At 69.9% G+C, this 13480-nt stretch carries 13 protein-coding genes; 3 read left to right on the forward strand and 10 right to left on the reverse strand.

The features are described from left to right. Positions 1-48 precede the first annotated feature (48 nt). The 5 genes from AB0J91_RS30530 to AB0J91_RS30550 form a co-directional block, all read right to left on the reverse strand. The gene (locus AB0J91_RS30530; protein WP_363790631.1) at positions 49-1434 is read right to left on the reverse strand and encodes a class II 3-deoxy-7-phosphoheptulonate synthase; all 1386 of its coding nucleotides are present in this window, start codon (positions 1432-1434) and stop codon (positions 49-51) included. A 428-nt stretch (positions 1435-1862) separates the two neighbouring features. Continuing rightward, positions 1863-3329, reverse strand: coding sequence for an MFS transporter (locus tag AB0J91_RS30535; RefSeq protein ID WP_363875861.1), 1467 nt, complete (start codon positions 3327-3329; stop codon positions 1863-1865). 140 nt (positions 3330-3469) lie between these two features. Continuing rightward, on the reverse strand, positions 3470-4495 hold the full coding sequence (locus AB0J91_RS30540; RefSeq protein WP_363791103.1) for a 6-phosphofructokinase: 1026 nt from the start codon (positions 4493-4495) through the stop codon (positions 3470-3472). Between the two features lie 145 nt (positions 4496-4640). Further along, on the reverse strand, positions 4641-5141 hold the full coding sequence (locus AB0J91_RS30545) for a polyadenylate-specific 3'-exoribonuclease AS (protein WP_363790627.1): 501 nt from the start codon (positions 5139-5141) through the stop codon (positions 4641-4643). Positions 5142-5186: 45 nt separating this feature from the next. Next, positions 5187-5933: a lysophospholipid acyltransferase family protein gene (locus tag AB0J91_RS30550; protein ID WP_363790625.1), complete on the reverse strand. Its 747-nt coding sequence runs from the start codon at positions 5931-5933 to the stop codon at positions 5187-5189. Positions 5934-6210: 277 nt separating this feature from the next. Here AB0J91_RS30550 and AB0J91_RS30555 point away from each other — a divergent pair, with 277 nt between their 5' ends. Both AB0J91_RS30555 and AB0J91_RS30560 read left to right on the forward strand, forming a co-directional pair. Then, on the forward strand, positions 6211-6972 hold the full coding sequence (locus AB0J91_RS30555) for an alpha/beta fold hydrolase (RefSeq protein WP_363875864.1): 762 nt from the start codon (positions 6211-6213) through the stop codon (positions 6970-6972). Continuing rightward, on the forward strand, positions 6969-7448 hold the full coding sequence (locus AB0J91_RS30560; protein ID WP_363875867.1) for a DUF308 domain-containing protein: 480 nt from the start codon (positions 6969-6971) through the stop codon (positions 7446-7448). Before AB0J91_RS30555 ends, AB0J91_RS30560 begins: the two co-directional genes overlap by 4 nt. A gap of 54 nt (positions 7449-7502) precedes the next feature. Here AB0J91_RS30560 and AB0J91_RS30565 read toward each other — a convergent pair whose 3' ends face one another. From AB0J91_RS30565 to AB0J91_RS30585, 5 genes are all read right to left on the reverse strand, one after another. Continuing rightward, on the reverse strand, positions 7503-8435 hold the full coding sequence (locus tag AB0J91_RS30565; RefSeq protein ID WP_363875869.1) for an ROK family protein: 933 nt from the start codon (positions 8433-8435) through the stop codon (positions 7503-7505). After that, positions 8429-8782, reverse strand: coding sequence for a hypothetical protein (locus AB0J91_RS30570; RefSeq protein WP_363875872.1), 354 nt, complete (start codon positions 8780-8782; stop codon positions 8429-8431). The genes AB0J91_RS30565 and AB0J91_RS30570 overlap by 7 nt, the downstream gene beginning before the upstream one ends. Positions 8783-8787: 5 nt before the next feature. Beyond that, entirely contained in the window at positions 8788-10005 is a 1218-nt protein-coding gene (locus AB0J91_RS30575) for an ArsA family ATPase (protein ID WP_363875875.1), read from the reverse strand. A gap of 8 nt (positions 10006-10013) precedes the next feature. Further along, the gene (locus AB0J91_RS30580) at positions 10014-10454 is read right to left on the reverse strand and encodes an SRPBCC family protein (RefSeq protein WP_363790613.1); all 441 of its coding nucleotides are present in this window, start codon (positions 10452-10454) and stop codon (positions 10014-10016) included. A gap of 90 nt (positions 10455-10544) precedes the next feature. After that, a complete protein-coding gene (locus AB0J91_RS30585) occupies positions 10545-11333 on the reverse strand; it encodes a metallophosphoesterase (protein ID WP_363790611.1) in 789 nt (262 codons plus the stop codon). A 256-nt stretch (positions 11334-11589) separates the two neighbouring features. On the opposite strand from AB0J91_RS30585, the gene AB0J91_RS30590 reads away from it, so the two are divergent. Beyond that, positions 11590-13398: a long-chain fatty acid--CoA ligase gene (locus AB0J91_RS30590; RefSeq protein WP_363875878.1), complete on the forward strand. Its 1809-nt coding sequence runs from the start codon at positions 11590-11592 to the stop codon at positions 13396-13398. The last annotated feature ends 82 nt before the right edge of the window (positions 13399-13480 follow it).

Here is a 13480-nt window from a genome sequence, read left to right on the forward strand (position 1 = left end):
GGTTCCGCTGCCCGCACCGCCGAGCAGAACGAGCAAACCGACCGAAGATCAGCCGCGCAGCATCTCCGCGACGAGGAACGCCAGCTCCAGCGACTGCTGGGTGTTCAGGCGCGGGTCGCAGGCGGTCTCGTAGCGACCGGACAGGTCCGAGTCGGAGATCTCCTGGGCGCCGCCCAGGCACTCGGTGACGTCCTCACCGGTCAGCTCGATGTGGATGCCGCCCGGGTGCGTGCCCAGCCGGTTGTGCACCTCGAAGAAGCCCTGCACCTCGTCGACGATGCGGTCGAAGTGGCGCGTCTTGTAGCCGGTGCTGGCCTCGTGGGTGTTGCCGTGCATGGGGTCGCACTGCCAGATCACCTGGTGCCCGGAGGCGGTGACCTTCTCCACGATGGCGGGCAGGACGTCGCGCACCTTGCCGTTGCCCATCCGGCTGATCAGCGTGAGCCGGCCGGGCTCGTTGTTCGGGTCCAGCCGCTCGACGTACTCCACGGCCTGCTCGGGCGTGGTGCTCGGGCCGATCTTGAGGCCGATCGGGTTCGAGATCAGCTCGGCGAAGGCGATGTGCGCGCCGTCGAGCTGGCGGGTGCGGTCGCCGACCCACAGGAAGTGACCGGACAGGTCGTAGAGCCGGGGCTTGTCGCCGCTGTGGTCCAGCCGCAGCATGGCCCGCTCGTAGTCGAGCACCAGCGCCTCGTGGCTGGCGAAGAACTCCACCGAGTGCAGGCTGGAGTCGTCGACGCCGCAGGCGTGCATGAAGCGCAGGCCCCGGTCGATCTCGGCGGCCACGGACTCGTAGCGCTCACCGGCCGGCGAGTTGAGGACGAAGTCCTTGTTCCAGTCGTGCACCTTGGTCAGCGCGGCCATCCCGGCGCTGGTCAGCGCGCGGGAGAGGTTCATCGCGGCGCTGGCGTTGGCGTAGGCGCGGATCAGCCGCGACGGGTCGTGCCGGCGAGCCTCCTCGGTGGCGACCAGCGAGTTGACCATGTCGCCCCGGTAGGACGGCAGGCCGAGCGCGTCGGTGTTGCTGGAACGCGGCTTGGCGTACTGGCCGGCGATCCGCCCGACCTTGACCACGGGCATGCTGGCGCCGTAGGTCAGCACGACGGCCATCTGCAGCAGGGTCCGGATGTTGCCGCGGATGTGCGGCTCGGTGTTGTCCGCGAACGTCTCCGCGCAGTCACCTCCCTGCAGCAGAAACGCCTCACCACGGGCGACCGCGGCGAGGTGGTGGCGCAGCTGGTCCACCTCGGAGGGCACGGTCACCGGCGGCACGCTCTCCAGCACCTTGCGAACGTTGCCGACCTCTTGGTCCGGCCACGTCGGCTGCTGAGCCGCGGGGCGAGCCAGGGCGTCATCAAGACGGGCACGCATCTCCGAGGGCAGCGGAGGCAACTCGGGCAGGTCATCTACGGGGACGTCGACGGTCCAGTTCACGCGGTCAAGAATAGGCGCTCCGCGCTACTGCTTTTTCGTCGGGAGCGCAGTCTCACACTCGTCGCTGCGATCCCCGACCACCGGTCGGCGTCGATTCAGAACCGGAGCAGCCCCATCCACCGCGCGAATCCCGCCGTTCAAACCCGGATACCCACCACTCCCCCCGCAATCACCACACGCACCACCCCCAGCAAGCGCCCGACCTGACGCGACGCCACGAGACGGGCGACGCCTACCCAGCGGAAGCAATCCCAACCGGCCCACAACCACGACCAAGCCACGCCAAGCCACCCGTCCCCGGCGCCGGGCCCCGGATTACTCCCGTATTCCGGGTTCCGATTACTGCGGTGTTCCGGGTTGAACGCGGATTACTCCCGTAATCGGGTCACGGAAGACCGGGGTAATCCGCTCACCTGCGGGGGTGCGCGTCATCGGGTGGTGGCGGGGTTCTGTTCCGCTTCGGCGGGGTCGGCAGCTGCGGCGTCGGCGTCGTAGCCGACCGGCTCCCAGCGCTTGGCGAGGAGGGCGATGAGGCCCATGAGGGGTGCCAGGGCGATCACCCAGAAGACGCCGCTGGCCAGGGCTGTGCTCAGGACCGGGAAGAAGAACAGGGCCAGCGTCGAGCCGACCCGCAGCGTGCCCTGGTTGAAGCCGAGGCCGGTGCCGCGCATCGACGTCGGGTAGCTCAGCGACGCGAAGCTCATGAAGTGCGCGCCCGGACCGGACGCCTGGGCGAACATGAACGCGCCGAGCGCGGCGATGGCGAACAGCACGTAGGCCGTGCCGTCCGGCTTGCCGATCAGGGCCAGCGCCACCAGCGATGCCAGCTGGACGGTGAATCCGACGAAGGTCAGCCTCCACGCGCCGACCCGGTTGGCCAGCCGGATCCCCAGCACACCACCGGTGACCGCGAAGACCAGGTTGAGCACGAGCGAAGCGCTGATCGTGTTCAACGCGCCCTGCGCCAGGATGCTCGCGATGATCACCGGCAAGCCGTAGGCGACCGCGTTGTAGCCGAAGGTCTGCGCCAGGCCGATCGTCAGGGCTTGGAAGGTGCGGGCCCGGTAGCGGCGCTCGAAGAGGCGCTTGACCTCCGGAAGTCCCTTGCGCTTCGGCTTCTCGGGAACCTGCGCGTCCTCGGCGACGGTGGCGTTCACGCCGTAGGAGCGGGTGAGGATCTCCGCCGCCCGCCGCAGATCACCGTTGTCCGCCGCCCAGGACGGTGACTCGTTCATGTACTTGTTGCGCACCAGCAGGATCACCAGCGCGGGCACCGCGCCGAAACCGACGGTGAACCGCCACAGCAGGCCGTGGTGGGCCTCCGGCAGCAGGAAGTACAGCGCCATGATCACCGCGTAGCAACCGCTGGTGGCCACGTACCAAGCCGTCGACCAGGACGCGGTGCGCGCACCCTTGCTGCCCTTGCCGCGCAGCCGGGAGAACTCCGCGAGGAAGGCCATCGCCACCGGGATGTCCATGCCGACGCCGAAGCCCATCAGGAACCGGAAGAAGATCAGCACCTCGGCGTTGGGGGCGAGCGCGCAGCCCAGCGCCGAGATCACGAAGAACAGCATGTCGGCCATGAACACGCGGTAGCGGCCGAGCCGGTCGACCAGCACCCCGCCGAACCAGGCGCCGAGGATCGCACCCACGCTGATCGAGGCCGTCACCGCGCCCGCACCCACCGAGGTCAGGCCGAACTGCTGCTTGATGTCGGTGATGCCGTAGGCCAGCGAGGTCAGGTCGTAGGCGTCCAGGAAGATCCCGCCCAGCGCCAGCAGGACGATCATCTTCGCGTGACTGCCGCGCGCCGCGCCCGAGTTGACCAGTTCGGTGACGTCCTGCGCCGAGCGGATGAGCACCGGCGGGCGCTCGGCGGCGGATTGCGTGGACACGCGGGCTCCTTCGCATGAATGGGATGGCGCCCGCGACGCTGCGAGCCGACTTCGCGAAGGACGAGCCTAACCGGACGAGATCCCTCGTCCACATGGTGGAACGCGGGGGCTCCGCCGACGCCCCCGCGTTGCCGGGTGGGTCAGCCGAAGAGGACTTCGGCTTCGGCGAGACGCTCCTTGGGGACCGTCTTGAGCGCCGCCGTCGCCTCGCTGAGCGGGACGCGGATGATGTCGGTGCCGCGCAGGGCGACCATCTTGCCGAAGTCGCCGTCGGTGACGGCGTCGATGGCGTGCAGGCCGAAGCGCGTGGCCAGCACCCGGTCGTAGGCCGTCGGCGTGCCGCCGCGCTGGGTGTGCCCGAGCACCACCGCGCGCGACTCCTTGCCGGTGCGCTTGGAGATCTCGTCGGCCAGCCACGTGCCGACACCGCCGAGCCGGACGTGCCCGAACGCGTCCTTCTCGCCACCGGCCAGCAGCTCCTCGCCGCCCTCCGGGATCGCGCCCTCGGCGACGACGATGATCGGGGCGTACTGGCGCTCGAAGCGCTGCTCGACCCACTCGACGACCTTCTCGACGCTGAACTCCTGCTCCGGCACCAGGATCACGTTGGCGCCACCCGCCAGGCCGGAGTGCAGCGCGATCCAGCCAGCGTGCCGACCCATCACCTCGACGACCAGCGCGCGGTGGTGCGATTCGGCGGTGGTGCGCAGCCGGTCGATGGCCTCGGTCGCGATGTGCACCGCGGTGTCGAAACCGAAGGTGTAGTCGGTGGCGTCGAGGTCGTTGTCGATGGTCTTGGGCACGCCCACCACCGGCACGCCGTCGTGGGTGAGCTGCTCGGCCACGCCGAGGGTGTCCTCGCCGCCGATGGCGATCAGCGCGTCCACCCGGTGCTCGGCGATGGTCTCCTTGAGCCGGGCGATGCCGTCATCGATCTTGTACGGGTTCGTCCGCGAGGACCCGAGGATCGTGCCGCCCCGGTTGAGGATCTCCTCCACCTTGTCCAACGTCAGCGGCGTGGTCAGGTCCTCCACCGGGCCCTGCCACCCGCTGCGGAATCCGAGGATTTCGTGCTCGTACACCGAAATCCCCTTGCGGGTCACCGCTCGGAGCACCGCGTTCAGCCCAGGGCAGTCTCCGCCACCGGTGAGCACTCCGACACGCATTCCAGCCGGCATCGCTGTTGCCGCCTCCTTGAGTCCAACCCGTTGAGTGATCCACGTCTCCCCCCGGGATCAGCGTGGCACGGACTGGATCGGTGCAGCAAGGACCTGGCGCGATTACCCGCCGGTCGAGATCAAGGAGGCCGCCCTACAGCGGGTACCCGCGCTTGCGCTGGACCTCCTCGATGACCTTCCAGCGCTCGAGGTTGTGCTTGGCGTCGGCGAGCGCGTCGTGGGCGTTGTCCGGGGCCGACGGCAGCTTGGGCTTGCCGACGTCCTCCCAGCGCTGCCGCAGGTCGCGGGTGAACTTCGGGATCCGGGACGGCAGCGTCGGCATCGGGCCCCACAGCTGGGCCATCGCCACGTGGTCGTAGGCGGCGTACCAGGCCCACAGCTCGATGTTCCCGCTGCGCGAGGTGAGGAACTTGTACAGGTCCTCGCGGATGCGGGCCCGGGACTTCCAGCACTGCTCGGCCGGCGGCGGCAGCTGCGGCAGGACGTGCTGACGCACCCAGGCGCCCGCGCGGGCGGCGTCGAACTCGGTGGACACCGCGTAGAACTCGCGACCCGTCTCGTCGACCACACCGATCGACACCAGATCGATGGTCCGCCCGTCCTCGATGAACTCGCAGTCGTAGAAGTACCGCACCCGCGAAGCGTATGCGGCGGCGTTCGAGCTGCTCGGTCCGGCCCGTCAGCCCGCCTTGGTGTGCGGCAGCCGCGAAGCCGAACTGCTGCTCCACCCGCCCAGGTCGTTGCCCTGCGCGGCCAGCTCGTCCTTGACCTTGGAGGCGTAGACGTCGACGTACTCCTGGCCGGAGAGCTCCATCAAGGCGTACATGATCTCGTCGGTGATCGAGCGCTCGACGAAGCGGTCACCGGCCATGCCCTCGTAGCGGGAGAAGTCCAGGGGCTCGCCGACCTTGACCACGACCTTGTGCGGCCACCACATCTTCGAGCCGATCGGGTTGACCTTGTCGGTGCCGAACATCGCGATCGGGATCACCTGCATCCCCGACTCCAGCGCCATCCGCGCCACACCGGTCTTGCCCTTGTAGAGGCGGCCGTCCGGGGACCGGGTGCCCTCCGGGTAGACGCCCAGCAGCTTGCCCTCCGACAGCAGCCGCACACCGGTGTCCAGGGCGGCCTGGGCGGCGGCACCGCTGGAGCGGTCGATCGGCACCTGGCCGACGCCGGAGAAGAACGCCTTCTTGAACTTGCCGCGCACTCCCTTGCCGGTGAAGTACTCGCGTTTGGCCAGGAACGTCACTCGACGCGGCATCATCAGCGGCATGAAGAACGAGTCGGCGACGGCCATGTGATTGCTGACCAGGATCGCGCCGCCCTCGCGCGGGACGCGCTCGACGCCTTCGACTCGTGGGCGGCAGAACAACTTCATGAGGGGACCGAGCAGTAGGTGTTTCATCACCCAGTACATCACGGTGCCGCCGCCTCCTCACGCGCGAAACTTTGCTGTTCAGCCTACGGAGCGCGAACTTTGCGCACAATGAGCACTGTCCGGAAACCGATCACGTCACACCTGGTGTGGAATGGTCCGTTCCGCTCGTTCCGCACGAGGGTGCGAACGGCGGATCCCCGGACGCTGACGAGCCAGTCCCAATCGTCGGCTCCGCGTGCGACGATGAAGCGCAACAGGCACAGCGGCCCCGTGGCGTTCGAGCCGGGTGGGAGGTTCACGGGTGGGAGGAAAAGGGTCAGTGCTAGTCGGCGCAGAACCATTCGCGCACGAGGGCTCCGACGACATCGGCGTGCTGCTGTGCCACGGCTTCACCAGCACGCCGCAGAGCATGCGGGGATGGGCCGAACACCTGGCCGAAGCCGGCCACACCGTGCGCTGCCCGCTGCTCCCCGGCCACGGAACGCGGTGGCAGGAACTCAACCGGACGACCTGGCGCGACTGGTACGGCGCCGTCGAGCAGGCGCTCGACGAGCTGCGCGACCGGTGCCGGTCGGTGTTCGTGTTCGGCCTCTCGATGGGCGGCACGCTGACGCTGCGCCTCGCCGAGCAGCATCCCGACATCGCCGGGATCGTGCTGGTCAACCCGTCGGTGATGACCCTGCGCAAGGAGGCCAAGCTGCTCCCGTTGCTCAGCCGGGTGGTTCCGTCAATGGCGGCCATCGCGGGTGACATCGCCAAACCGGAGGTCGTGGAGCTGGCCTATTCGCGCCTTCCGCTGCGCGGCATGGCGAGCCTGCAGCAGCTGTGGGGCGTGGTGCGGGCCGACCTCGGATCGGTCCGGCAGCCGCTGCTCCTGCTGCGCTCGGCGGTCGACCACGTCGTGGAACCGGAGAACTCCGCGATCGTGCTGAGCGAGGTGGGCAGCCAGGAGGTCACCGAGGTCGTGCTCGACGACAGCTACCACGTCGCGACCCTGGATCACGACGCGCCGCGGATCTTCAGCGACAGCCTCGAGTTCGTGCAACGCGTCCACAGCGCACGGGTCGGGGAATCCGCATGAGCGCCCGCCACAACTCCTCGGACGGGCCTGAGGACATCGACGCCGCCTTCGCCGAGATCGTCGCCGACCTGGAACGCGACACCAAGTTCGGCAAGTGGCCGGGCGAGGACGACAACGCGGAGCCGACGCCGGACGAGCAGACCCGTCCAGCGGTCGCCGCACCGGACGAGACCAAGCCGGTGGAACCGCCCGCCGAGCAGGGACCGCGTGATTGGGCCCCGGCCGCGGAAGACGAGGAGCACTTCGTTCCGCCCGAGCCTCCGCCGCTGCCGATCCCGCGCCCGGCGACCTTCCTCGGAGTCGGGATCGTGGTGCTCGGCGTGCTGGTGCTGCTGATCCCCGGTCTGGCGGGCATCGCGACGACCGTGAAGCTGCCGCTGGGTCTGGTGCTGATCAGCGCCGGGATCGGCTGGCTGCTCTTCCGGCTCCGGCACTCGCCGCCCAGCGATTCCGACGACGACGGCGCGCAGGTCTGACCGACTGCGGGTGGTTGCTCTGCCCGGCGGTGCGGACCTGCACGCCGGCAGCGCTCAGGGGACCTTCGGGCCGGTCAGGACGTGCCGGCGCGCCATGGCCGCCGCCCCGATCATGGCCGCCGGGTCCCCGTGGTGAGCGACGCGGACCCTGGCGAGGGGCCGGTGACCGGAACCGGTGACGGCCGCTGCGTAGTGATCGCGGGCCTTGTCGAGGAACAGGTGCGCGGAGTCGGAGACACCACCGGAGATGACCACGACCTCGGGGTCGTAGACGTCGGCGACCAGTGCCAACCCCTCCCCCAGCCAGCGGGCCAGGTCGTCCATCGCGCGGACGGCGACCTCGTCGCCGGCGTCCGCGGCGCGGGCGACGTCGAGGCCCGAGGGTTCCGCCGGCAGCGACGTGCTGCCGGTTCCGATGAGCTCGGCGGCGGTCGCGGCCAACGCGGTTCCGCTGCAGTAGCGCTCCCAGCAGCCGTTCTTGCCGCACGGGCACTTCCGGCCGTCGGGCACCAGCCGCAGGTGTCCGAGTTCCGGGGCAACCCCGAACGCGCCTCGGAAGACCTCGCCGTCGATCACCAGCGCACCGCCGATGCCGGTTCCGATCGCCACCAGCGCCGCGACGCGGGCGCCTACCGCAGCGCCGAAGCGCTGCTCGGCCACGGCCGCCGCGTTCGCGTCGTGCTCCAGCACCACCGGAAGACCGAGCCGGTGGGAGAGCTCGTCGGCGACGGCCACGTGCCGCCACGGCAGGTGCGGTGCGAAGCGCACCACCCGCCGGTCTTCGCTGACGAAACCCGCGACCGCCAGACCGACTCCGTCGATCGGGTACTGGTCGGTGAGCACCCGGACCGTGTCGGCGATGGCCGTGTTGAGCTCCGGACCCGTCTTCGGGGTCGGCACCCGGTGCGTCCGCAGGATCTGGCCGTGCTCGTCCGCCACGGCCGCGCGCACGCTGGTCCCGCCCACGTCCACGCCGATGGTCAGCACACCGCGTCTCTCTCCGCCAGCACCGGTCCCGCGACCCGCTGGACCTGGATGCGCTGCACCTTCGGCTCCTCCGACTGAGCCTCCTCCGGCTCGTCCGCAGCGGGCTCGGCGTGGTCGACCAGCGCTTGCCGCAGCTGCTGGACGATGGCCAGCAGCTGGTCGTTGAGCTCGGGACGCTGCCCGCGCGCCAACTCCATCGCCGCGCACAGCGGGCACCAGCCGCAGCCCGCACCGGCCTCGTCCGACTGTCCTTCGCGCGCGCAGCCGCGCAGGTACTCCTCGGCCTTGCCCACGAGGGTGTCCAACAGCAGCCGCAGCTCTTCGAGAAGTCGATCGTGCTCGCGCATCTGGTTCACCGCATCCACAGATCGGGGTCGGGACGGAACCGCACCGTCAGCCCGTCGTCGCCGGCCACGGCCGAGGTCACCACGCACCGCTGCAGCACAGCGGGCAGGGCGAACAGCCGTCGCCGTCCATCGACGGTAATCGCCAGCTCGGGTCCGATCCGGGCCAGGTCCAGCTCGGCCGCCGGGTGCAGCGGCAGTCCGATGCGCAGCGTGTACTCCGCGTCCAGCGACTTGCCGCCACCGCCGACGCGCATCTCCGGCGTGGCCGCGTCGTTGGCGAGCGGGTCGCCGTCGCCGTAGAGCTCGGCACCGAGTTCCAGCAGCTGCGCGGTGCCGACCGGCTCGGCGGCCCGGTGCTCGACGGTGCGCAGCGGCAGGTCGGTGGCCGCGCGCAGCGTGTCGAGGACCGCCTCCTGCTCCTTGCGGCGGGTCCGCAGCCAACCGGCGGCCTCGCCCCGGGCCGAACCCGGGTGCGGGACCACCCGGTTGGCGACCAGCCCGTCGACGCGGATCCGCTGCAGCGCGAGGGCCGTCAGCGTCCTGCGGGTCTCGGCGGCGACGACCGATTCCGGCGTGAGCACCAGGCGAACGCTGGTGCCGGGGTCAGTGAGCATGTCCTTGAGCGCGGCCAGCTGCTCGGCGAGCCTGCCGAGCCCGTCGGCGACGGCGTCCCAGCGCTCCACCTGGTCGCTGCCGGCGATGCCGGCCAGCAGACCGCGAACGGCCCTGCGATGCGCGGGGAACAGCCGTTCCAGGTATCCGGCCAGGGACTCCGGAAGCGCCAGCAGGCGCAGCGTTTCCGCGGTCGGGCCGCAGTCGACGATGACGGTGTCCCACAGCCCGCTGCTCGCGAGCCGGTGCACCTCGGTCAGCGCGAGCAGGTCCTCGACGCCGGGCAGCACGGTCAGCTCCTCGGCGTCGACCTCGCCGACCCCCGCGCCCCGCAACAGGGTTCGCAGGTGTTCGCGCAGCTCGCGCCAGGTTCCGTCGACCAGGCTGCGGGTCTGCACCTCGGCGGCGTGCAGCGCCGCGCCGGTGTCACCGACACGGACCTCGGCGGGTTGCGCGCCCAGGTCGGCGGCGAGCGCGTCGGCCAGGGAGTGAGCCGGGTCGGTCGACACCGCCAGCACCTTGCCACCGTCGCCCGCGACGCGCGCGGCAGTGGCCGCGGCGAGGGTCGTCTTGCCGACCCCGCCCTTTCCGGTGAACAGCAGGATGCGCAATGGGCGATCTATTCCGCTTCCACGCGGCGCTTGAGCTCCTTGAGCGCCGTATCCATGATCATCTTCTCCGCCTTGCGCCGGAACAACCCGATCATCGGGATCGCCAGGTCGACCGCGAGGCTGTAGGTGACCTCGGTGCGCTCGTCACCGAGCGGCTTGAGCGTGTAGCTGCCCTTCTGAGCCTTCTGCACCTGTCCCTCGGTCAGCTCCCAGCTCACCGAAAGACCGTCGGCGGCCCAGCTGTAGACGTTGGTGTAGGTGTCCTTGACCACGCCCGCGTCCAGCACGAAGCGGACCCGCTCGGCGGTCCCGCCGGAGCTCTGGGAGAGCACCTCGATCTCCTTGACCGCTCCCGCCCACTCCGGATACGCCGGGAAATCCGCGATGACCGCCATGATCCGCGCAGCGGGGGCTTCGATCTCGATGGACTGGGTGGACTGATCGACCATGCGCGCAGGCTACCGGGTGGCCACCCGCGCAGCGTCAACGAGGAGCGAGGTTTCTGCGAAGTCCTCGAAACTCACCTCCTCGGGCGTCTTTCACCACCGAAGGACGTACGGCCGCTCCGTCCGCTTGAAGTGCCCGACGTTGACGCACTCGGTGCGGCCGATGCGCATCCGCTGCGACAGCGGCTGGTGCACGTGCCCGAACAGCGACCACCGGGGCTGATCAGCGTTGATGCGCGCCAGCACGCTGGCGGCACCGGCCTCCTGGCTGCGCGCCACCACGTCGTAGGTCAGCTCGGCGACGGCGGGCGGCTGGTGGGTGCACAGCACGTCCACCGCGGGCAGCGAGGCGACCGCCTCGTCGTACTCCTCGGCGACACGCAGGTAGGGCACCCAGGCCGAGTGGGAGCGCAGCGTCGCGCCGTCGGGCAGCCGCACGCCGCCGACGAACCCGAACGTCAGCCCGCCGATCTCGGTCGTCTCCCCGTCGAGGACGTGGATGCCCTCGCGCGCGAACTCCGGCCACAGGTAGGGCGCGTCGACGTTGCCCGGGGTCGCGTAGGTGGGCGCCGTCATCGCGCCGAACAGCTCCGCGTACTGCTCGCGCACGGCGTCGGCGACCGTCTGGGCCGGGTCGGTCAGGCTCGCCCACAGCGAGCGGATGTAGGCCCCGAACTCCGGACCGCGACGGCTGCGCCGCAACTCGGCGAACCGCTCGACCTTCTCCGCGCCGAAGACGCGGCCGAGGATGCCGTTGCCGTGATCGTGGTAGTCGACGAAGTCGATCAGGTCACCCAGCACGACCAGCGCGTCGGCCCCGTCGCCGGCGCGTTTGAGCGCCTCGACGTTGCCATGGACGTCGGACACGACGTGAACGCGCAACTTCCAACCCCACTTCCGCGATGACCGCTTCTGTCGAACCTAATCCGCCGAGGTGCCGGATCGCACCGCCCGTTGTGCACTTGTTCTTACCTGCCGTCGTCGCGCTCGTCGCGCCGCCGACCGGTGGACGATCGTCCGAATGGAAGAGGTTTAGGCTGTGCCCGCTGGTGTGGCCTGAGATAACGGGGGCTACCGCCCAGTAACTATCAGCGTTAGGTTGAGCCCACTAGACAGGCTTTTCTTCGGAGGTTTCGACGTGCGAGAGTTCAGCGCACCCGCCACTGCGAAAGTGGCCGAGGACGAGAACCTCACCGACATGGTGTGGGCCAACGCGGAGCGTTTCGGGAGCACCGTGAGCTTCCGGCGCCGGGTGGACGGCACCTGGGTCGACGTCACCGCCGCCGACTTCGCCGCGCAGGTCCTGGCCGTGGCCAAGGGCATGATCGCCGCCGGGCTGGAACCCGGCGACCGGGTGGGGCTGATGTCCCGCACCCGCTACGAGTGGACGCTGCTGGACTTCGCGATCTGGACTGTCGGTTGCATCACAGTCCCGATCTACGAGACCTCCTCGGCCGACCAGGCCGAGTGGATCCTCACCGACTCCGGTGCGAAGGCGGCCTTCGTGGAGACCGAGGCGCACCGCGCCGAGATCGACAAGGTCATCGACCGGCTCTCCGAGGTCCGCCACATCTGGCAGATCGAGGGACCGACCAGCGGTGGCGCGGCCGGCGCGGTCGACGAGCTCACCGCGCTGGGCGCCGAGGTGCCCGACCAGCAGGTGCACGAGCGGCGCAGGGCGGTCACCGCCGAGGACGCCGCGACCCTCATCTACACCTCGGGCACCACCGGCCGCCCCAAGGGCTGCGTGCTGACCCACCGCAACCTGCTCGCCGAGGTGCGCGCCGACATCGACGCGTTCCCCCAGCTGACCAAGCCCGGCAACTCGTTGCTGATGTTCCTGCCGATGGCGCACGTTCTAGCCCGCGCGATCACCATCATGTGCGTCTACGGCAAGGTCACCCTCGGCCACACCGCGGACGTCAAGGACCTGATCAACGACCTCGGTTCGTTCCGGCCGACGTTCGTGCTGGCCGTGCCGCGCGTGTTCGAGAAGGTCTACAACACCGCGAAGCAGAAGGCCCACGGCGACGGCAAGGGCAAGATCTTCGACGCCGCCGAGGAAACCGCCGTCCAGTACTCCAAGGCCATGGACACCGGCGGCGCGGGACTCGGCCTCAAGGTCAAGCACGCGGTGTTCAACAAGCTCGTCTACGGCAAGCTGCGCGCCGCGCTGGGCGGCCGCTGCATCGCGGCGGTCTCCGGCGGTGCTCCGCTGGGCGAGCGGCTGGCGCACTTCTTCCGCGGCGTCGGCGTCCCGGTGCTGGAGGGCTACGGCCTGACCGAGACGACCGCCGCTGCCGCGGTGAACGTCGAGGAGGGCTTCAAGGTCGGCACCGTCGGCCGCCCGCTGGCCGGCACCTCGATCCGCATCGCCGAGGACGGCGAGATCCTGATCAAGGGCGACGTGGTGTTCAAGGAGTACTGGAACAACCCGACCGCCACCAAGGAGTCCATCGAGGACGGCTGGTTCCACACCGGCGACCTGGGCTCGCTGGACGACGAGGGCTACCTCCGGATCACCGGTCGCAAGAAGGAGATCATCGTCACCGCCGGCGGCAAGAACGTCGCCCCGGCCGTGCTGGAGGACGGGCTGCGCTCCCACCCGCTGATCAGCCAGTGCATGGTGGTCGGCGACCAGAAGCCGTTCATCGGCGTGCTGGTCACGCTGGACCCGGAGTTCGTGCCGTCCTGGCTGGCCAACAACAACCGGCCGGCCGACACGCCGATGTCCGAGCTGATCAACGACCCGGACCTGCGGGCCGAGGTCCAGGGCGCGGTCGACGAGGCCAACAAGTCGGTGTCCCGGGCGGAGGCGATCAAGCAGTTCCGCATCCTCACCGAGGACTTCACCGAGGCCACCGGCGAGCTCACCCCGAGCATGAAGCTCAAGCGCAACAAGGTCGCGGAGAACCACGCGGCCGACATCGAGGCGATCTACTCCTGATCCACCGGCACCGCCCGGTCGACCCGGGCGGTGCAGCTGAACGGCGGCCTGGCCGACGGCGGCCACGAAGCACAGGTCTAAC

Source organism: Saccharopolyspora sp. NPDC049357, from assembly GCF_040677225.1.
Taxonomy (GTDB): Bacteria; Actinomycetota; Actinomycetes; order Mycobacteriales; family Pseudonocardiaceae; genus Saccharopolyspora.

Bases quoted from the DNA above. Each gene is read 5' to 3' on its own strand.
- AB0J91_RS30540 (WP_363791103.1), bottom strand. From the start codon at position 4,495: ATGCGTGTCGGAGTGCTCACCGGTGGCGGAGACTGCCCTGGGCTGAAC.
- AB0J91_RS30560 (WP_363875867.1), top strand. From the start codon at position 6,969: ATGAGCGCCCGCCACAACTCCTCGGACGGGCCTGAGGACATCGACGCC.
- AB0J91_RS30570 (WP_363875872.1), bottom strand. From the start codon at position 8,782: ATGCGCGAGCACGATCGACTTCTCGAAGAGCTGCGGCTGCTGTTGGAC.
- AB0J91_RS30580 (WP_363790613.1), bottom strand. From the start codon at position 10,454: ATGGTCGATCAGTCCACCCAGTCCATCGAGATCGAAGCCCCCGCTGCG.